The following is a 17,733-nucleotide window of genomic DNA, read 5'->3' as shown; positions in this document are numbered from 1 at the left end:
TCAGGACTTCTTGCGGAACTTGGCCACCGCGAGCGGGGCCATCACCACGGTGATGAGCACGGTCCAGCCGAGCGTCAGCCAGACCGAGTTGCCGAGAGGGCCGCCCATCATCAGTCCGCGCGCGGAGTCCGCCAGGTTGGACAGCGGGTTGTAGTCGGTGAACGCCTGGAGCCAGCCGGGCATCGTCTGCGTCGGGGCGAAGATGGAGGAACCGAACTGGAGCGGCATCATCACGAGCATCCCCATTCCCTGGACGGCCTGGGCCGTCTTCATGCTCAGTCCGAGCAGGATGAAGATCCACATGATGGCGGCGCCGAAAGCGGCCGCCAGGGCGATCGCCCCGATCAGCCCGAGCACCGACCCATGGAGCTCCATGCCGAGGGCGAAGCCCATGCCCAGCAGGATCAGCGTGGCGACCGTCATCCGTCCGAGCTCGACCACGATCTTGGCGACGAGCACCGAGGAGCGGGCGATCGGCATCGTACGGAACCGGTCCATGACCCCCTTGCGGAAGTCGTCGTTGACACCCGAACCGACCGCCATGGCGATGTTCATGCCCATCATCGCCATCAGGCCGGGGATCAGGTAGTTCAGATAGTCCTGCCGGTCGCCGCCCAGGCTGCTGCCGACGGAGCCGCCGAAGACGTACACGAACAGCAGCACGAAGATGACCGGCATCAGGAGCGCGTCGAACATCGACTCCGGATCCTTCTTGATCTGGAGCAGGTTGCGCCGCACCAGCGCCCCGATGTGCCGCAGGTTGTTCCGCAGTCCGATCCGGCCCTCGTCGTGGAGGGCCTTGGCCGGTGCGGACGCGGCCGCGTCGGTGGGGGTGGGTGTCAGAGTCGTCGTGCTCATGCCGCGACCTCCTGGGGAGTCGTGTCGGTGACGGTGGCCTTGTCGCCCGTGATGGCGAGGAAGACCTCGTCCAGGCTGGGCAGCGCGGTGGCGACATGGGCGAGTGAGAAGCCCCGGGTGCCGAGCAGGCCGATCACGGCGGTCAGCTGCTCGTCGCTGAGGATCGGTACGTAGAGCAGCCCCTCGTCCGGGACCGCCTGGGCGCCGGCGACGCCGTCGAGACCGGTCTCGCGCAGCGCCTGCGCCATCGCGGCCAGTTCGGCGGGGTCGGAGGGCCGGATCTGCAGGGTGCGGCCGCCGACCTTGGCCTTGAGCTCGTCGACACCGCCCCGGGCGATGATCTTTCCGTGGTCGATGACGGTGAGCTCGCTGGCGAGCTGTTCGGCCTCTTCCATGTACTGGGTGGTGAGCAGCACGGTCGCTCCCTCGGCGACCATCCGCTGCACCTCGTCCCAGACCTCGTTGCGCGTACGGGGGTCGAGTCCCGTGGTCGGCTCGTCCAGGTAGAGGACGGCCGGGCTGCCGATCATGGAGGCGGCCAGGTCCAACCGGCGCCGCATGCCGCCGGAGTAGTCCATCGCGGCCTTCTTCGCCGCGTCGGTGAGGGAGAAGCGCTCCAGCAGCTCGTCGGCGCGGGACCTGGCCTTCTTGCGGGGCAGGTCGAGCAGGCGCCCGATCATGTAGAGGTTCTCCCAGCCGGAGAGCTTCTCGTCGACCGAGGCGTACTGCCCGGTCAGGCCTATGGTGCGGCGCAGCTGCCGGGGCTGCTTCACCACGTCGTAGCCCGCCACCACCGCGTGCCCCGCGTCGGGGAGGATCAGGGTGGACAGGCAGCGTACGAGGGTGGTCTTCCCGGCGCCGTTGGGGCCGAGCACGCCGAGGACGGTGCCCTCGCGTACGTCGAGGTCCACACCGTCCAGTGCCTTGGTCTCGCCGTAGTGCTTGACCAGCCCCCGCACCTCGACGGCGTTCCTGCCGTGCTTGCGGTTCTTGTCGTTTCGCGTCATGGACACCATCAGACCAGCCGCCACCGACAAGTCACCGACACGTCACCGACATGTCGCTGACGGCGGGCCGACAGCAGGCGACAGCCCGCCGATGGGGGAAGTCGGCGGGCTGTCGGTGGTGCGGCAGTGGTCGTGAGGGCGTCAGTGGAAGGTGTGCTCCGCCGCCGGGAACGTGCCGCCGACGACCTCTTCGGCGTACTCCCTCGCGGCGTCGGCCATCACCTGACGCAGGTTCGCGTACTGCTTCGTGAAGCGCGGGACCTTGCCGCCGGTCAGGCCGACCATGTCGGTGTAGACCAGCACCTGCGCGTCCGTGTCGGGCCCGGCGCCGATACCGACGGTCGGGATGTGGAGTGTGCGGGTCACCTCGGCGGCCAGCTCGGCCGGCACGAGCTCCAGCACGACGGCGAACGCTCCCGCGTCCTGCACCGCCTTCGCGTCGCGCAGCAGCTGCTGCGCCGCTTCCTCGCCGCGGCCCTGGACGCGGTAGCCCATCGCGTTGACGGACTGCGGGGTCAGGCCGATGTGGGCCATGACCGGGATCCCGGCCTCGACCAGGAGCCGGATCTGCTCGTGGGAGCGCTCGCCGCCCTCCAGCTTGACCGCGCCGACACCGGCGTCCTTGATCAGCCTGGTGGCGTTGCGCAGGGCCTGGACCGGCCCCTCCTGGTACGCCCCGAAGGGCAGGTCGGCCACGATGAGGGCGCGCTTGGTACCCCGCACGACGGCGGCCGAGAGGATGGCCATCTCGTCCATGGTGACGGGCACGGTGGTCTCGTAGCCGAGGTGACAGTTGCCCATGGAGTCGCCGACGAGCATGACCGGGATGCCGGCCTCGTCGAAGACGGACGCGGTCATCGCGTCGTAGGCGGTGAGCATCGGCCACTTCTCGCCGCGCTCGCTGGCGGCGGTGATGTCGTGGACGGTGATGCGGCGGGTGCTCTTCCCCCCGTACAGGGCCTTACCGGCACCGGGAGTGGGGCCCGCGGGAGGTGTGGCGGACTGGTTCTGCGCAGCCTGAAGCGACATGGCCAACGGCTCCTTCGTCATCTCGAGGCGCCCTGACGGCGTCCCCGGATCCCTCCCATGGTGGCATCCCGGAAGCGTTCCCGGGAAGTGGGCCCACCGTGCCCGGTGAACGGTGCCCGGCAGCCGGGTAAAGTCTTTCCAATACGAGACGGTATCGTATTGGAATTCGTTTAGAGTCTGAGCCATGTCCATACCGTCCGGCGCCCCTGCCGCCGCGCCCCGCGTCCCGGAGGCGGTCCACCGCCGCCGCTGGATCATCCTCGGCGTCCTCATGTTCAGCCTGCTCATCGTCGTTCTGGACAACTCGATCCTGAACGTCGCGGTCAAGACGATCGCGAGCCCCGCGCCGACCGGGATCGGCGCCACCCAGAGCGAGCTCGAGTGGGCGATCAACTCCTACACGCTCGTCTTCGCCGGCCTGCTCTTCACCGCCGGCCTGCTGGGCGACCGCATCGGCCGCAAGAAGGTCCTGCTGGCCGGAATCCTGGTCTTCGGCATCGGCTCGGCCCTGGCCGCACTTTCCTCCTCGCCCGGCGAACTCATCACCTGGCGCGCCCTGATGGGCCTCGGCGCGGCGTTCGTGATGCCCGCCACCCTCGCCGTCCTGATGAACGTCTTCGAGCGTGACGAGCAGCCCAAGGCCATCGGTATCTGGGCCGGCAGCGTCGGCCTCGGCATCGCGATCGGCCCGATCACCGGCGGGGCGCTCCTGGAGCACTTCTGGTGGGGCTCGATCTTCCTGGTCAACGTGCCCGTGGTGGTCGTCGCGCTCGTCGCCATGGCCGTCCTCGTGCCCGACTCCCGGGACCCCGCTCCCGGCCGCGTCGACCCGCTCGGGGTCGTCCTGTCCATCGTCGGCCTGGTCCTGCTGGTCTACGGCATCATCCGCGGCGGCGAACTCGCCTCCTTCACCGACATCACCGTCCTCGCGCCGCTGATCGGCGGTCTCCTGGTGCTGGCGGGCTTCGTCCTGCACGAGAAGCGCAGCACCCACCCGTCGATCGACATCTCCTACTTCCGCAAGCCCGCCTTCTCCGCCGCCGTCGCCGCCATCGCCCTGGTCTTCTTCGCGCTGATGGGCGTCACCTTCTTCTCCGCCTTCTACCTGCAGAGCGTGCGCGGCTACACCGCGCTGGAGTCCGGACTGCTGATCCTGCCGCTCGCCGCCGCACAGATGATCTTCGCGCCGCGCGCCCGGCTGGTCGTCGACCGGTTCGGGGCACGGGCGGTCTGCACCGTCGGCATGCTCCTCGTCGCCGCCGGTCTCGCGGCCTTCGCCCTGTTCGACGCGGACACCCCGCTGTGGGTCCTCTGCCTGGTCTTCTTCGTCCAGGGCACCGGCATGGCCCACATCATGCCGCCGGTCACCGTCGCCGTGATGCAGGCACTGCCCCGCGAGCGGGCGGGCTCGGGCTCCGCCATCAACAACACGTTCCGCCAGGTCGGCGGGGCGCTCGGCATCGCCGTACTCGGCTCGGTGCTCTCCACCGTCTACCGCGGTGACATCGAGGGCCACCTCGACGGCGTGCCCGCCGCCGCGCGGGACGTCGCGGGTGAGTCCATCGAGGCGACCCTCGGCGTCGCGCAGAAGCTGGGCCCGGCCGGGAAGCCGCTGATCGCCGCGGCGAACGACGCGTTCATCGGGGCGATGCACGTCACCGCCCTCGGCTCGGCGGCGGTCGCCCTGATCGGCGCGGCGGTGGTGGCCGCCTTCCTGCCCGGCCGGCAGGACGCGCGGCTGAAGCCGGACCCGGCCGGCCCCGGCCGGACGCCCGAGGCCACCGAGGTTCCGGCGCGCCGGTCCTGACCCGCCGTTCCGGCCGGGGGAGTCGCACGCCCCCCGGCCGGTCGGAGAGAATCGGGACGTACGGCGAACAGTGAACGGCGGACGGCGCAGCGAGAGGCGGCCCACGTGCGGCAGGCGGCACACAACCCGGCGCAGGACCCGGCCGAGGGGCCGGCGGGCCCGCCCTGGCAGGACGCGGAGCCGCGCCGGGGCCGCCCTCGCAGCGCGGCCGTGGAGCGGGCGATCCTCGACGCCGTCGTGGAGCTGCTGGAGGCGGGGGAGACCCTGGACGGGCTGTCCATCGAGCGCATCGCCCGTACCGCCGGGGTCGGCAAGGCCACCATCTACCGCCGCTGGAGCGGCAAGGAGGAGCTCTTCGTCGACGTCCTGCGCGACATGGAGCCCGCCGACCCCACCGTCTCCGGGACCGCCGGCCTGGACGATCTGCGCATCATGCTGGAGTCCCTGCGTACGCGGAGTCTCGCGCAGCGCTCCTCCACCCTCCTGCACAACGTGTTCGTGCAGATGAAGAAGCACCCGAGGCTCTGGACCGAGTACCAGACCACCGTCCTCGGCCCGCGACGCGCCGCCATGCTGGCCGCCGTGCAGCGGGCGGTGGACGCGGGGGAGCTCCGCGGCGACCTCGACGCGGAACTCATGAACGACCTGTTCCTGGGCCCCATGCTCGTCCGCACCGTGCACCGCCCCGAGGCGCCCCTGCCGGAGGACCTCGCCGACCGCATCATCGCGGCCCTCCTCCAGGGCCTCGCGCCGCACTCGCCGAAGGCGCAGGTCACAGCCGTGGAACCGACGTCCGCTCCTGTGTGAGGGTTCTGTCACAAGCCGCCCGTCCGCCATCATGGCCGGAACTCGCCGGTCCGGTCCGGTCGTCCTGATGGCAGTACGGCCGTCGTCGACGGCGAGAACCGCGTCGCGCATCGCCTAGGGTCGTGAGGCGCGGTGATGTGTACGGCAAGGCAGTGAGGACGAGCGCAATGGTGCAGGCGTACAGGGCGGACACCGAAGACACCGGCGTGGGTTCGCAGCCGGGCTCCCGGCTCCGTGCCCTGCGTCACAGACTGGCCTCCGACCGGGGCATCTGGCGGCGCGGCATCATCCTGGCGCTCTGCTCGGTGCTGCTGACCGTCGTGATGGTCTTCCACGCCGAGATCCCGAACACCGTCGGCAACCTGGGCAGCCTCATCGAGACGTTCCTGCCCTGGCTCGGCGTGTTCGTGCCGCTGCTGCTGATCCTCGGTCTCGTCCGGCGTTCGGCGACGGCGGTGATCGCCCTCGTCCTGCCCGTCGCGGTCTGGCTCAACCTCTTCGGCGGCCTGCTCTTCGACGACAAGTCGGGCACCGGCGGGGATCTCACCGTCGCCACGCACAACGTCAACGCGGGCAACCCCGACCCCGCGGGCACCGCCCAGCAGGTCGCGGGCTCCGGCGCGGACGTCGTGGCCCTCCAGGAGCTGCCGGGCGGCAAGGTGGCGGCGTACGAGGACGCGCTCGCCGACCGCTATCCGCACCACTCCGTCCAGGGGACCGTCGGCCTGTGGAGCAAGTACCCGGTCACGGACTCCAGCCCGGTCAACATCAAGCTGGGCTGGACCCGCGCGATGCGCGCCACGGTCACGACCCCCGAGGGCCCCGTCAAGGTGTACGTCGCCCACCTCCCGTCCGTACGGGTCAAGCTGAACGCGGGCTTCACCGCCAACCAGCGGGACGACAGCGCGGACGCGCTGGGCGAGGCCATCGCCGACGAGCCGCTGGAGCGGGTGGTCCTGCTCGGCGACCTGAACGGCACGATGAACGACCGCTCGCTGCACGCGGTCACCTCCCAGATGCGCTCGACCCAGGGCGCGGCGGGCGACGGCTTCGGCTTCAGCTGGCCCGCGGCGTTCCCGATGGCGCGGATCGACCAGATCATGGTGCGGGGCGTCGAACCCCTCGCCTCCTGGACCCTCCCCGCCACGGACAGCGACCACCTCCCGATCGCCGCCCGCGTGCAGCTCTGAGCGCCGCCGCTTCCGACGGACGCGGTACGCTCTCCCCCATGTCCAGCCCCGAGTCCGACAGACTCCGGCCGCCGGTCCGCCGGTGGCCCCGTCCGTGACGCCGTAAGCCTCCGACCCCAGCGGTCACCGGGCTTCGTCCCGTCGCGTCGTCGGCCACCGCCGGATCGTCCGCGGCGGTGTGGGCCGGCTCTCATGTCCTGTAGGAACACCGGACATTCCACCGTGTCGCCGTCCTCGCGCCTCCGCGCGCGGCGACGGGCGCGGCCCGCATCCCCCTGCACACCGCTCGTCCTTCCGACGGTTCCGTACAAGGGGTTCCCTTCTCATGCCATTCGCTGTCTACGTCCTCGGGCTGGCGGTCTTCGCCCAGGGCACTTCGGAGTTCATGCTTTCCGGCCTGCTCTCGGGCATCGCCGGTGACCTGCACGTCTCGCTCGGCGCTGCCGGGCTGCTGACCTCGGCCTTCGCGGTCGGGATGGTGGTCGGCGCACCGCTCACCGCACTGGCCGGCCGCGGCTGGCCCCGGCGCCGGGCGCTGCTGTTCTTCCTCGGCGTCTTCGTCGCCGCCCATGTCGTCGGCGCGCTGACCTCCAGTTACGGAGTGCTGCTCGCCACCCGGGTCGCGGGTGCGCTGGCCAACGCCGGTTTCTGGGCGGTGGCGCTGGTCACCGCACTGGCCATGGCCGGCCCGCACCGGCGGGCGCGGGCCACCGCCGTGGTCGTGGGCGGGGTCACCGTCGCGTGCGTGGTGGGTGTGCCCGCGGGGGCGGCGCTCGGTGAACTGTGGGGCTGGCGCTCGGCGTTCTGGGCCGTGGCCCTCGTCTCCGTACCGGCCGCCGTCGCGTTGCTGGTGGCCGTCCCGGGCGGCCGGCCCGACGCCGCACCGCGGCAGGTGAGCGCGCGGAGCGAACTGCGCGCCCTGGCCCGGCCCCGGCTGCTGCTCACCCTGCTGGTGATGGCACTCGTGCAGGGGGCGACCTTCTGCGCCTTCTCCTACCTGGAACCGCTGGTCACCCGGGTCACCGGCTTCGGCGCGGGCTGGGTGCCCGTGGTGCTCGCGCTGTTCGGCGTCGGCTCGTTCGCCGGTGTCACCCTGGCCGGGCGTCTGGCCGACGCCCGCCCGCACGCGGTCATCGGGCTCGGTATGACGGCTCTGGCCGCCGGCTGGGCCGCGCTGGCCCTGACCGCGGCCCACCCGGTGGCGGCCCTCACCCTCGTCCTGCTCCAGGGCGCGCTCGCCTTCGGTACGGGAACGACGCTGATCACCCGGGTCTTCCACCTGGCCCCCGACGCCCCGACGCTGGCCGGCTCCTTCGCCACGGCCGCTTTCAACGTGGGCGCCGCGGCCGGCCCCTGGCTGGGCGGCCTGGCCCTCGGCGCGGGCTTCGGCTTCCGCGCCCCGGTCTGGGTGAGCGCCCTGCTGATGTGCCTGGCGCTCGCGGGTGCGGGGGTGCTGTCGGTCTCCTCGGACGCCGTACGGGGGAGCCTCGGCGCCCGGAGGAGTCCAGCGCCGGAGCGATGACCCCGAAGGCCCGGCCGGTGGGAGCGGCCGGGTCGTCCGCTCCGTCGCCGTCGCACCGGCTCCGGAGCACGGCGCCGAAGGCGACCAGGGCCGTCCCGGCGGCCGGGCGCGCAGGGCCACGAACCGCGGTTCGCCTGCGACCACCCCGGCCACTTCGCCCCGACCGGGCTGCTGCTCCCCGGTGTGCGGGGGCCGTGCGTGCCCCCTGCCCGAGCGGCGGCGGGCGGCGGCCCGGTCCCACCGAGTGACGCGGACATCACACCCCGACGCAACGGCGTGTTCACGTCCGGGCATAAAACGTCTGAGAGACTTTGTTCCGACGGGATACATAACCCGTCCCGGCAACGAAGCCGACGCTCCCGCACACACCGCCCGCCACCCGGCCGCCGCACGGCCCGCGTGGTCACCCCCGCCCGAAAGGTCTTCTCCATGCCCCTGGCCCTGCTCGCCCTCGCTGTGAGCGCCTTCGGCATCGGCACCACCGAGTTCGTGATGATGGGGCTGCTGCCCAACGTCGCGGACGATCTGGGAACGTCCGTACCCACCGCCGGTTACCTCGTCTCGGCGTACGCGATCGGCGTCGTCCTCGGTGCCCCGCTGCTCACCGGCCTCGGCTCCAGGATCCCGCGCAAGCGGATGCTCCTGCTGCTGATGGCCGTCTTCACCGTGGGCAACCTCGCTTCCGCCTTCGCCCCCGACTTCGGCTGGCTGCTGGCCGGCCGCTTCCTGGCCGGGCTGCCGCACGGCGCCTTCTTCGGGGTCGGCGCGGTCGTCGCCGCGCGCCTCGTGCCCGACGGGCGCCAGGCGCGCGCCGTCGCCACGATGTTCCTCGGCCTGACCGTGGCCAACATCGTCGGTGTCCCCGCCGCCACCCTGCTGGGACAGCACCTCGGCTGGCGTGCCACGTTCATGGTGGTCGCCGTCATCGGGCTGGCCGCGATGGCCGCCCTCGCCCGCCTCGTCCCGCAGATTCCCGTCGAGGCGCACCAGAACGTACGCCGTGAACTGAGCGCGCTCGGCAACCGGCAGGTCGTCCTCGGCCTGCTCACCGCCGTCCTCGGCTTCGCGGGTGTCTTCGCCGTCTACTCCTACCTCTCGTCCATGACGACCGAGGCGATGGGCTTCGGCGAGTCGTCCGTGACGCTCGTCCTCGCCCTCTTCGGCATCGGGATGACGCTCGGCGCCCTGGCGGCGGGACCGCTGACCGACCGGGCGCTGCGCCCCACCCTCTACGGCTCCCTGGGGGCCCTGGCCGTCGTCCTCGTCGTCTTCCCCTTCACCGTGCACGTGCAGTGGGCGGCACTGGTCATGGTGGTGCTGCTCGGCGGCGTCGGCTTCATGACGACCACACCGCTGCAGATGCTGGTGATGAACAAGGCGAAGGACGCCCCCACGCTGGCCTCCGCCTCCAACCACTCCGCCTTCAACCTCGCCAACGCGGGCGGCGCCTGGCTCGGCGGGGTCGCCATCGCGGCGGGCTGGGGCTGGACCTCTCCGGCCCTGGTCGGCGCGGTGCTGGCCGTGGCCGGTCTGGCCGTGGCGGTCACGGCGGGCTTCCTCGACCGGGCCCCGGGCACCTCGCGCGTGGTGGCGTCCGGCGCCCGCGCCGACGCGCGCGAGTCGGCGGAGACGCACTCCTCCTGACGCTACGACTGGCTACGACGGCTCCGGCCGGAGCGGGACACGCCCCGGCCGGAGCCCAGCCGGGCCGCCGTGACCAGCCCCGCTAGCCCCGTCAGCGCGAGCAGCAGCCGGACGTCCACCACGGCGACCAGTCCCGCGCCACCCGCCAGTGCCAGCGCGTTCGGCACCGTCATCAGCGAGTTGGCAGCCGCCGCCGTGCGGCCCAGCACCGCGTCCGGGGTCTCCCGCTGCACCGCCGTCATCGCGGCGATCAGCACGCAGGGCAGCCCGGCTCCGATCGCCGCGCTCGCCGCGAGGGCCACCGCGTCTCCGCCCAGCGCCCGTGCGCCCACGGCCACCGCGAAGACCGCGATCCCCGCCCCCGCGAAGCCCCGCTCCGGCATCCGGCGCAGCAGGGGCCCGGCCAGCAGCCCGACGGCCACGGAGCCCGCGCCCTGGAAGGCGTACAGCACTCCGGCGTACGCCGGCGGACGGCCGAGCGTCTCGACGACGGCGTACACCGCCGCGCCGTTGAGCCCCGCCAGCAGCATCGTCAGCGCTCCGGCGTACACCAGCGGCCGGAGGGCCGGCGAGCCGCGCAGCAGCCGTATCCCCGCCGCCGTACCGCCCCGCCGTGCCCTCTTCCGGGCTGCCCCGGCCGGCTCCCGCACCCGTAGCCGCGCGAAGACCAGCGCGGCCAGGGCGAACGTCACCGCGTCCAGGACGACCACGGGCACCGCGCCGTAGCGCGCGAACAGCCCGGCGCCCGCGAGGGGTGCCAGCAGCTTCATGCCCTCGTTCACCGTCGTCCGCAGCCCGTTGAAGTCGCCCAGCAGCCGGGCGTCGACCGCCCGGGCCACCAGCGCGGCCTCCGCCGCGTCCAGGAGCACGCCGCTCACGCCGTAGGCGAGCAGGACCGCGAAGAGCGCACCGATCCGGTGGTCCGGGCCGACGAGGAGGAGCGAGGCCATCAGCCCCGCCATCACCAGGTTCACCGTGATCAGCAGGAGCCTGCGGGGCACCAGGTCCGCCACCGCCCCGAGCGAGGGGCCCACGAGGACCGGTGCCCACATCGCGCACACCGTCAGGGCGGCCAGACTGTCCGACCCGGTGAGCGACTTGACCCAGACACCCGCGGTCAGCCACATCGCCGACGTGCCGAACCCGGACACGAGCAGACCCGTGAGGCAGAGCCGGGCCGTGCGATCCCGTACCACCGCGACCGATGCCACCGTCCGCTCCCCCCGCTGACCCGCGCTCCCCGCCGGGGCGCTCCTGGCCATGCTGGTGACTGAGGTGGTGCGGCCGCATCGGGCAGATGCCTTAGGCACCACCGGTCGCCTTCGGTACACGACCGCAGCGCAACTGCAGCGGAACAGAGGCGGTTTCACGTCCTCAAGCCTGCGTATTCTCCTGATGAGGTCCACACGCTGGCGACAGGAAGGCCGGGGGATGAGCGCAGACGGGGGCGGCACACCGTGGAATCCGTACGGGGGAGGCCGGCCGGCGCGTCGGCTGACCTTCGGACGACTCTTCAACCCGATCGCCGTGGGCCGTGCGGTGTTCACGCCGTCCCGGCCGGACCGTGTCCACGACCCGGCGGTGAAGAAGGCGCAGGTCGTGCGGACGGTCGTCGGCATCGCCGCCCTCACGTGGATGATGCTGTCCTACGGGCTGGCGTCGGACGCCGACGCCGTGGTGGACGACCGCTTCGCCCAGATCCGCACCACCCTCATCGTGCTGGCAGTGACCTTCCCGGTCGCCGTCGCCGTATTCATCGCGGCGGCCCGCCCGCCCAACCGGGCCGTGTTCCTGCGCCGCGTGGGCAAGCCCGCCGGCGCGCTGCTCGCGCTGTTCGTCGCTCTCGCCGCGCCGAGACTGATCACCGGGCTGGGCCTCGTCACCGAGGAGACGGACTGGACGGCGTCACCGGAGCGGGTCGCGCTGCTGTTCGCCCTGGGCGCCTGGCTGTTGTGGCTCGCACCCTTCGTGCTCTACGGCATCGCGCAGTCGCTCGTGCACGTCTTCCGGACGGCGGACCTCCACGAGACCGTCCCGCCGCTGCTCGCGACGCTGCTCGTCTGGGAGGTCGCGCTCCTGGACGTCTTCCGGGGCGCCTACGACGGCGCGCCGCTCGCGGTGCGGGTGGCCTTCACCCTGGGGGGCCCGCTGTCCGTCACCCTCGTGGCGATGTGGGAGCTGCGGCGGCTGCGCACGCGGCACGGCATCACCCTGCGGGGCGCCCTGCTCCGCTGAGCCGCCACGGAGGCCGCCGCCCCGCCCCGCCTCAGCCCGACTCGCGCCAGCGGTTGGTGATCGGCAGCCGGCGGTCCTTGCCGAAGCCCTTCGGCGAGATCTTCGTGCCCGGCGGGTACTGCCGCCGCTTGTACTCCGCCGTGTCCACCAGCCGCAGCGTCTTCGTCACCAGGGCCTCGTCGAACCCGGCCGCCACGATCGCGTCCAGGCCCTGGTCCCGGTCGACGTACAGCTCCAGGATCCGGTCCAGCACGTCGTAGTCCGGCAGCGAGTCCGTGTCCACCTGGTCCGGGCGCAGTTCGGCGCTCGGCGGCTTGGTGATGGACGCCTCCGGGATGGGCGGGGTCTGCCCGCGCTCCTCGGCGGCGCGGTTGCGCCACTTCGCGAGGCGGAAGACCGACGTCTTGTACACGTCCTTGATCGGCCCGTACGCGCCGACGGAGTCCCCGTACAGCGTGGAATACCCCACCGCCAGCTCCGACTTGTTGCCCGGCGCCAGCACGATCTGGCCCTCCTGGTTGGAGACGGCCATCAGCATCGTGCCGCGCAGGCGTGACTGGAGGTTCTCCTCGGCAAGGCCGGTGAGCCCCAGCGACCCCATGTACGCGTCGAACATCGGCTCGATCGGTACGGTGCGGAAGTTCAGCCCCGTACGCCGGGCCAGTTCCGCCGCGTCGCCCTTGGAGTGGTCCGAGGAGTACTTCGACGGCATCGAGATGCCGTACACGTGCTGAGCCCCCAGCGCGTCACAGGCGATCGCCGCGACGAGGGCCGAGTCGATGCCGCCCGAGAGCCCGACCAGGACGCTGCTGAATCCGTTCTTCGCGGCGTACGCGCGCAGGCCCACGACCAGCGCCGAGTACAGCTCCTCGTCGTCGTCGAGCCGCTCCGAGTACCCGCCGGCCAGCTCCGGCTCGTAGGCGGGCAGCGGCTTCTCGCTCAGCACCACGTGGTCGATCCGCAGTCCGTCGTTCACGACCCCCGACGGAGCATCCGCCGCCGCGGCCGGCAGGTCCAGGTCGAGGATCACACTGCCCTCGGCGAACTGGGGTGCGCGGGCGATGACTTCGCCGTCCTTGTCGACGACGATCGAGTCCCCGTCGAAGACCAGCTCGTCCTGGCCGCCGATCATCGCCAGGTACGCCGTCGTGCATCCGGCCTCCCGCGCCCGCGTGCGGACCAGCTCCAGCCGGGTGTCGTCCTTGTCGCGCTCGTACGGGGAGGCGTTGATGGACAGCAGCAGCCCGGCCCCCGCGGCGCGCGCGGCGGGGACGCGGCCGCCGTCCTGCCAGAGGTCCTCGCAGATCGCGAGCGCCACGTCGATGCCGTGCACCCGCACGACGGGCATCGAGTCGCCCGGCACGAAGTACCGGAACTCGTCGAAGACGCCGTAGTTGGGCAGGTGGTGCTTGGCGAAGTTCAGCGCGACCCGCCCGCGGTGCAGCACCGCGGCGGCGTTGCGCGGGGACCCCGCGGGCTGGCCGTAGCGTGCCGCGGCGTGCTCCGAGCGGTCGAGGTAGCCGACGACGACCGGCACCTCCCCGAAGCCCTCGTCGGCGAGGCGGGCGGCGAGCGCGCGCAGCGCCTTCCGCGAGGCCTCGACGAAGGACGACCGCAGGGCCAGGTCCTCGACGGGGTAGCCGGTCAGCGCCATCTCGGGGAACGCCACCAGATGGGCGCCCTGCTCGGCGGCGTGCCGGGTCCAGTGGACGATCGACTCGGAGTTGCCGGCGAGGTCTCCGACGGTCGCGTCGATCTGATTGAGTGCGAGACGTAGTTGAGGCACCCCGCCAGTGTAATCGTCTGACTGACGCGATGTCCTGGCGTTCCCGTCCGGAGGCGGCGGACCGCCTCCGGACGGCGCCGGGCCGGGCGGCTCAGCGCAGGTAGCCGAGGACCGTCATCATCCCCGCCTCGGCGTGGTAGACGTTGTGGCAGTGCAGCATCCACAGCCCCGGGTTGTCCGCGTCGAAGTCGACCGTCAGCGAGCGCCCGGGCAGGACCGCCGCGGTGTCCTTACGGGCTCCGGGCGCGTCCCCGCCGGCCAGCGCGAACGTGTGGCCGTGCAGGTGGAGGGGGTGCCACATCGAGGTGCGGTTGGTGAGGACCAGGCGCACCCGCTCCCCGGCCCGGACGGGGCGCCGTGCCGCGGGGTCGTAGCGTTTGCCGTCGAAGGCCCAGTCGTACGCCTCCATCGAGCCCGTGAGCGCGATCCGCACGGTCCGGTCGGGTTCGCGCTCCGCCAGTGCCACGGACTCGTCAGCGGCGAGCCGGTCGGCCGTGATCAGCTCGCCCGTCAGCTCCTCGGGCCGCACGGTGGCCGGGGGATTCGCTCCCGCCCCCGTCCGCAGTACGGCCAGGGCCGCCGCCCCCTTCCCCTCGGCGAGGGCGGTCAGCGGGAACACCCCGTCCCCGGCCGTGACCAGCACGTCGTAACGCTCGCCCATGCCGAGCAGCAGGGCGTCCGTCCCGGTGTGCCGCACGGGGAAGCCGTCCGTGTGCGTCACGGTCATCCGGTGGCCGCCGAGCGCCAGCCGGAACGCGGTGTCCCCGCCGGCGTTGATGACACGCAGCCGGATGCGGTCGCCGGGCCGGGCCTCGAAGACCGAAGGAGCCTGTGGCCTGCGGCCGTTGATCAGGTAGTGGGGGTAGTCGACATCGCCCGCGTGGCCGCCGAGCAGTTCGCTGTCCGTTCCCTTCAGCAGGCGGGAGGGGCCCTCGCCCCCGGTGGCCGCGGCCTTGTCGTGACCGGCCGCGTCGTGGCTGCCGCCCCGCCCCTCGGTGAGCTCGTCGAGGACCGCGTCCGGGGTGGAGCCGTCCACCCCGTCGAGCCAGTCGTCGAGGACGACGATCCACTCCTTGTCGTAGGCGAGCGGCTCCTTCGGGTCGTCGACGATCAGCGGCGCGTACAGCCCACGGTCGAGCTGGACCCCGGAGTGCGGGTGGATCCAGTGGGTCCCCGGACGCGTGACCGCGAAGCGGTAGGTGAACTCGGCGCCGGGCTTGACGGGCTGCTGGGTCAGCCCCGGCACCCCGTCCATGTCGTTGCGGATCGAGAGGCCGTGCCAGTGCATCGTGGTGGACTGCGTCAGATGGTTGGCCAGGGCGAGTTCCAGGGTGTCGCCCGCCGTGATCCGGATCGCCTCGCCGGGCAGCCGGTCCCCGTACGCCCAGGTGGGGACGGTGAGGCCGTCGCCCAGTTCGAAGCGGGACGCGGCGGCGGTGAGCGAGACCTTCCGCAGGGGGCCCGCGCCCCGCCGGGTCTCGGCGTCCACGACCTCCGGACCGTCGGGCGTGACGTACTGGTCCGCGGCGCGCGTGGGGGAGGGGGCGCGGACGGGCGAGGTGCGAGCCGGGGACGCGACGGCCTGGGAGACGAGGCCTGCTGTTCCCGCGAGGGCGATACCTGCGCCGAGCACGGCGCGACGAGTGGGCATTTCAGACATATTGCGCACCGTACCCCTGGCGGGTATAAGGGTGCGGGCTCGACACCAGACGCCTCGACACCCACGGGCCCGGCGCCCCGACACCCGAGGGCCCGGCGCTCCTCAGGCATGCGAGGGGGGCCGGGCCGGCGGGGTGCGCGCGGGGCGGGTGCGTACGGCCCCGGGAGCAGGGGCGTCAGGCGCGGGCGTAGACCATCTCCGCCCAGCCGGCGACCTGCTCGTCCGAGAGGTGGAGCGCCAGATCGGCCTCGCTGATCATGCCGATCAGCTTCTTGTCCTCGATCACCGGGAGCCGGCGGATGCGGTGGCTCTGCATCTCCTCCAGCACCGCCTCGACGTCCGCCGACGACTCGATCCAGCGCGGGGTGCCCTCACAGAGTTCGCCCGCCGTCACCTTCGACGGGTCGTGCCCCGACGCCACGCACTCGATCACGATGTCGCGGTCGGTGATGATCCCGACCATCCGGTCCTGCTCACCGTTGGCGGAGACGGGGAGCGCCCCCACCTTGTGGTCACGCATCATCTGGGCGGCGCGGTCGAGCGTCTCGTGGGCGGGGATCCAGTGGGCCCCGGTGTGCATGATGTCCTTGGCCGTGGTCATGGGGTTGCCTCCTGCGTGCCGATGGGCACTGGTGTACGGCCCCGAGTACTTCCACCATGGCGGGCCCGCCCGGCGTACGCGAACGCTGTCACCCGTTCGGGCGTACGCCGAGCCGGTCCCGCGCTCAGGGACGGGGCGCTGCCCCGCGCGCCGCGAGCATGTCGGCCATCAGATCCAGCTCGGACTGCTGGGCCTCGACCATGCCCTGGGCCAGGCGCCTCTCCACGGGCACGGTGCACCGCTCGGCGCAGCCACGGGCCATCGCGACGCCGCCCTTGTGGTGGTCGGTCATCAGCTGCAGGAAGAGGACCTCGGCCGGCTTGCCCCGGGCGGCGCGGAGCCGATCGAGCTCGGTCCTGGTCGCCATGCCGGGCATGAGGGCGCCGTCGTGATCCATGCCCTCCATGCCCTGCATGGCGTGGCCGCTGTGGCCGCTGTGGCCGCCGTCCGGCATCCAGGCCATCGGCCCCTGCCCCTCGGGCGCCGTCTTCGGCAGCTCCCACAGATCCAGCCAGCCGAGCAGCATGCCCCGCTGGTTGGCCTGCGTGTTGGCGATGTCGTACGCGAGACGCCGTACGTCCTCGTCCCCCGTCGCGTCCCGCACGACGAACGACATCTCCACGGCCTGCTGATGGTGGACGGCCATGTCCCGCGCGAAGCCCGCGTCCGCGGACCGCGCCGAGGGCGTGCGGGGCCCGGGAGCCTCCGCTTCGCCGCGCGCGGAGGCGACCGTCGCCGCGCCGGCGAAGAGCAGGGCGAGGGCCACGGCGGACCCCGCGACCCACCGCGTACGCCGGTTGCGCGACGGGCTCACCCGTCGACCCCGCCGGTGCAGGGCGCGCCCGGCTCGGGCGTCTGCGCGCCCTGGACGTACTTCGCGAAGAAGGTGGCCACCCGGGGGTCGTCGGCGCTGTCCACCGTGACCTGCTTGCCCCAGGCGCTCAGCATGATCGCCCCGGCCTGGCCCTCGTACGGGGACATCAGGGAGTAGGGGGTGCTCTTGACGCGGGACGCGAGCGCGGCGACGTCGTCCCCGGACGCCTTTCCGGAGTGCGTCACCCAGACCGCGCCGTGCTCCAGGGCGTGCACGGCGTTGACGTTCGGGACGGCCTTTTCGTATACGACGCCGTCGCAGTTCAGCCAGGCCGGATTGTGGTTTCCGCCGACCGGCGGCTCCATGGGGTACTTCACGTCGGTCGTGACGTGGTCACGGCTCAGCTTCGCCGCGTCCCATGTCTTCTCGCCCGCGATCGGCTCGGCGGCGAGCTCCTTCTTCTCCTGCTCGGTCTGCTTCGAGTCCTGCGCCCGGGCCTCCTCGGTCTTCTCCTTCGCCTCGGACTTCTCCAGGAGCATGTACGAGCCGAAACCCAGCAGCCCGGCGACCACGACGGCACTCAGGCCTATGGCGACGACCCGGTTGCGGCGGTCGCGCGCACGGTCGGCACTGCGCATCTGCTCTATGCGGTTCCTGCGGTCGAAGCTCATGACGTCGGGTCCTTCTGCCAAGGGGTCGGGAGGGACGAGGGCGGAACGGGAAAACGCGGCTGTGGCGGGCCGTGGCCGGACGGCTACAGCCCTTGCACACCA

At 72.3% G+C, this 17,733-nt stretch carries 15 protein-coding genes; 6 read left to right on the top strand and 9 right to left on the bottom strand.

What is annotated here, in order from left to right; all coding sequences use genetic code 11:
• The 3 genes from ACIP63_RS02540 to panB form a co-directional block, all read right to left on the bottom strand.
• Entirely contained in the window at positions 1–858 is an 858-nt protein-coding gene (locus ACIP63_RS02540; RefSeq protein WP_401510680.1) for an ABC transporter permease, read from the bottom strand.
• Positions 855–1,874, bottom strand: a complete 1,020-nt coding sequence (locus tag ACIP63_RS02535) for an ATP-binding cassette domain-containing protein (protein WP_401512239.1) — start codon at positions 1,872–1,874, stop codon at positions 855–857. Before ACIP63_RS02535 ends, ACIP63_RS02540 begins: the two co-directional genes overlap by 4 nt.
• A 132-nt stretch (positions 1,875–2,006) precedes the next feature.
• Complete coding sequence (gene panB, locus ACIP63_RS02530; protein ID WP_401510678.1) at positions 2,007–2,894, bottom strand: 3-methyl-2-oxobutanoate hydroxymethyltransferase; 888 nt, start codon at positions 2,892–2,894, stop codon at positions 2,007–2,009.
• Between the two features lie 184 nt (positions 2,895–3,078).
• On the opposite strand from panB, the gene ACIP63_RS02525 reads away from it, so the two are divergent.
• From ACIP63_RS02525 to ACIP63_RS02505, 5 genes are all read left to right on the top strand, one after another.
• A complete protein-coding gene (locus ACIP63_RS02525; RefSeq protein WP_401510676.1) occupies positions 3,079–4,701 on the top strand; it encodes an MFS transporter in 1,623 nt (540 codons plus the stop codon).
• A gap of 105 nt (positions 4,702–4,806) precedes the next feature.
• On the top strand, positions 4,807–5,508 hold the full coding sequence (locus ACIP63_RS02520) for a TetR/AcrR family transcriptional regulator (protein WP_401510674.1): 702 nt from the start codon (positions 4,807–4,809) through the stop codon (positions 5,506–5,508).
• A gap of 167 nt (positions 5,509–5,675) precedes the next feature.
• Positions 5,676–6,698, top strand: coding sequence for an endonuclease/exonuclease/phosphatase family protein (locus ACIP63_RS02515; protein ID WP_401510672.1), 1,023 nt, complete (start codon positions 5,676–5,678; stop codon positions 6,696–6,698).
• Positions 6,699–7,023: 325 nt separating this feature from the next.
• Positions 7,024–8,220: a Cmx/CmrA family chloramphenicol efflux MFS transporter gene (locus ACIP63_RS02510; RefSeq protein WP_401510670.1), complete on the top strand. Its 1,197-nt coding sequence runs from the start codon at positions 7,024–7,026 to the stop codon at positions 8,218–8,220.
• Positions 8,221–8,649: 429 nt separating this feature from the next.
• Positions 8,650–9,864, top strand: a complete 1,215-nt coding sequence (locus ACIP63_RS02505; RefSeq protein ID WP_401510668.1) for an MFS transporter — start codon at positions 8,650–8,652, stop codon at positions 9,862–9,864.
• A gap of 2 nt (positions 9,865–9,866) precedes the next feature.
• Here ACIP63_RS02505 and ACIP63_RS02500 read toward each other — a convergent pair whose 3' ends face one another.
• The gene (locus ACIP63_RS02500; RefSeq protein ID WP_401510667.1) at positions 9,867–11,075 is read right to left on the bottom strand and encodes an MFS transporter; all 1,209 of its coding nucleotides are present in this window, start codon (positions 11,073–11,075) and stop codon (positions 9,867–9,869) included.
• Positions 11,076–11,295: 220 nt separating this feature from the next.
• On the opposite strand from ACIP63_RS02500, the gene ACIP63_RS02495 reads away from it, so the two are divergent.
• Positions 11,296–12,099 carry a hypothetical protein gene (locus tag ACIP63_RS02495; protein WP_401510665.1) on the top strand — a complete coding sequence of 268 codons (804 nt, stop codon included), beginning with the start codon at positions 11,296–11,298 and terminating at the stop codon, positions 12,097–12,099.
• Between the two features lie 31 nt (positions 12,100–12,130).
• On the opposite strand, the gene ACIP63_RS02490 is transcribed toward ACIP63_RS02495, so the two are convergent.
• The 5 genes from ACIP63_RS02490 to ACIP63_RS02470 all read right to left on the bottom strand — a co-directional run bounded on the left by ACIP63_RS02490 (position 12,131) and on the right by ACIP63_RS02470 (position 17,631).
• Complete coding sequence (locus ACIP63_RS02490; protein ID WP_401510663.1) at positions 12,131–13,885, bottom strand: NAD+ synthase; 1,755 nt, start codon at positions 13,883–13,885, stop codon at positions 12,131–12,133.
• Between the two features lie 91 nt (positions 13,886–13,976).
• On the bottom strand, positions 13,977–15,545 hold the full coding sequence (locus ACIP63_RS02485) for a multicopper oxidase family protein (protein ID WP_401510661.1): 1,569 nt from the start codon (positions 15,543–15,545) through the stop codon (positions 13,977–13,979).
• A gap of 175 nt (positions 15,546–15,720) precedes the next feature.
• Positions 15,721–16,146 carry a CBS domain-containing protein gene (locus tag ACIP63_RS02480; RefSeq protein WP_401510659.1) on the bottom strand — a complete coding sequence of 142 codons (426 nt, stop codon included), beginning with the start codon at positions 16,144–16,146 and terminating at the stop codon, positions 15,721–15,723.
• A gap of 124 nt (positions 16,147–16,270) precedes the next feature.
• On the bottom strand, positions 16,271–16,960 hold the full coding sequence (locus ACIP63_RS02475; protein WP_401510657.1) for a DUF305 domain-containing protein: 690 nt from the start codon (positions 16,958–16,960) through the stop codon (positions 16,271–16,273).
• Positions 16,957–17,631, bottom strand: coding sequence for a DUF3105 domain-containing protein (locus ACIP63_RS02470; protein WP_401510656.1), 675 nt, complete (start codon positions 17,629–17,631; stop codon positions 16,957–16,959). The genes ACIP63_RS02475 and ACIP63_RS02470 overlap by 4 nt, the downstream gene beginning before the upstream one ends.
• Positions 17,632–17,733: the final 102 nt, after the last annotated feature.

The organism is Streptomyces sp. NPDC088746, from assembly GCF_044751065.1.
In the GTDB taxonomy this organism is placed as follows: domain Bacteria; phylum Actinomycetota; class Actinomycetes; order Streptomycetales; family Streptomycetaceae; genus Streptomyces.
This window is presented reverse-complemented; position numbering and strand designations above follow the sequence as displayed.

Coding starts and splice junctions, on each gene's coding strand:
- ACIP63_RS02540 (WP_401510680.1), bottom strand. CDS start 858: ATGAGCACGACGACTCTGACACCCACCCCCACCGACGCGGCCGCGTCC.
- ACIP63_RS02535 (WP_401512239.1), bottom strand. CDS start 1,874: ATGGTGTCCATGACGCGAAACGACAAGAACCGCAAGCACGGCAGGAAC.
- panB (WP_401510678.1), bottom strand. CDS start 2,894: ATGTCGCTTCAGGCTGCGCAGAACCAGTCCGCCACACCTCCCGCGGGC.
- ACIP63_RS02525 (WP_401510676.1), top strand. CDS start 3,079: ATGTCCATACCGTCCGGCGCCCCTGCCGCCGCGCCCCGCGTCCCGGAG.
- ACIP63_RS02515 (WP_401510672.1), top strand. CDS start 5,676: ATGGTGCAGGCGTACAGGGCGGACACCGAAGACACCGGCGTGGGTTCG.
- ACIP63_RS02510 (WP_401510670.1), top strand. CDS start 7,024: ATGCCATTCGCTGTCTACGTCCTCGGGCTGGCGGTCTTCGCCCAGGGC.
- ACIP63_RS02505 (WP_401510668.1), top strand. CDS start 8,650: ATGCCCCTGGCCCTGCTCGCCCTCGCTGTGAGCGCCTTCGGCATCGGC.
- ACIP63_RS02495 (WP_401510665.1), top strand. CDS start 11,296: ATGAGCGCAGACGGGGGCGGCACACCGTGGAATCCGTACGGGGGAGGC.
- ACIP63_RS02485 (WP_401510661.1), bottom strand. CDS start 15,545: ATGTCTGAAATGCCCACTCGTCGCGCCGTGCTCGGCGCAGGTATCGCC.
- ACIP63_RS02480 (WP_401510659.1), bottom strand. CDS start 16,146: ATGACCACGGCCAAGGACATCATGCACACCGGGGCCCACTGGATCCCC.
- ACIP63_RS02470 (WP_401510656.1), bottom strand. CDS start 17,631: ATGAGCTTCGACCGCAGGAACCGCATAGAGCAGATGCGCAGTGCCGAC.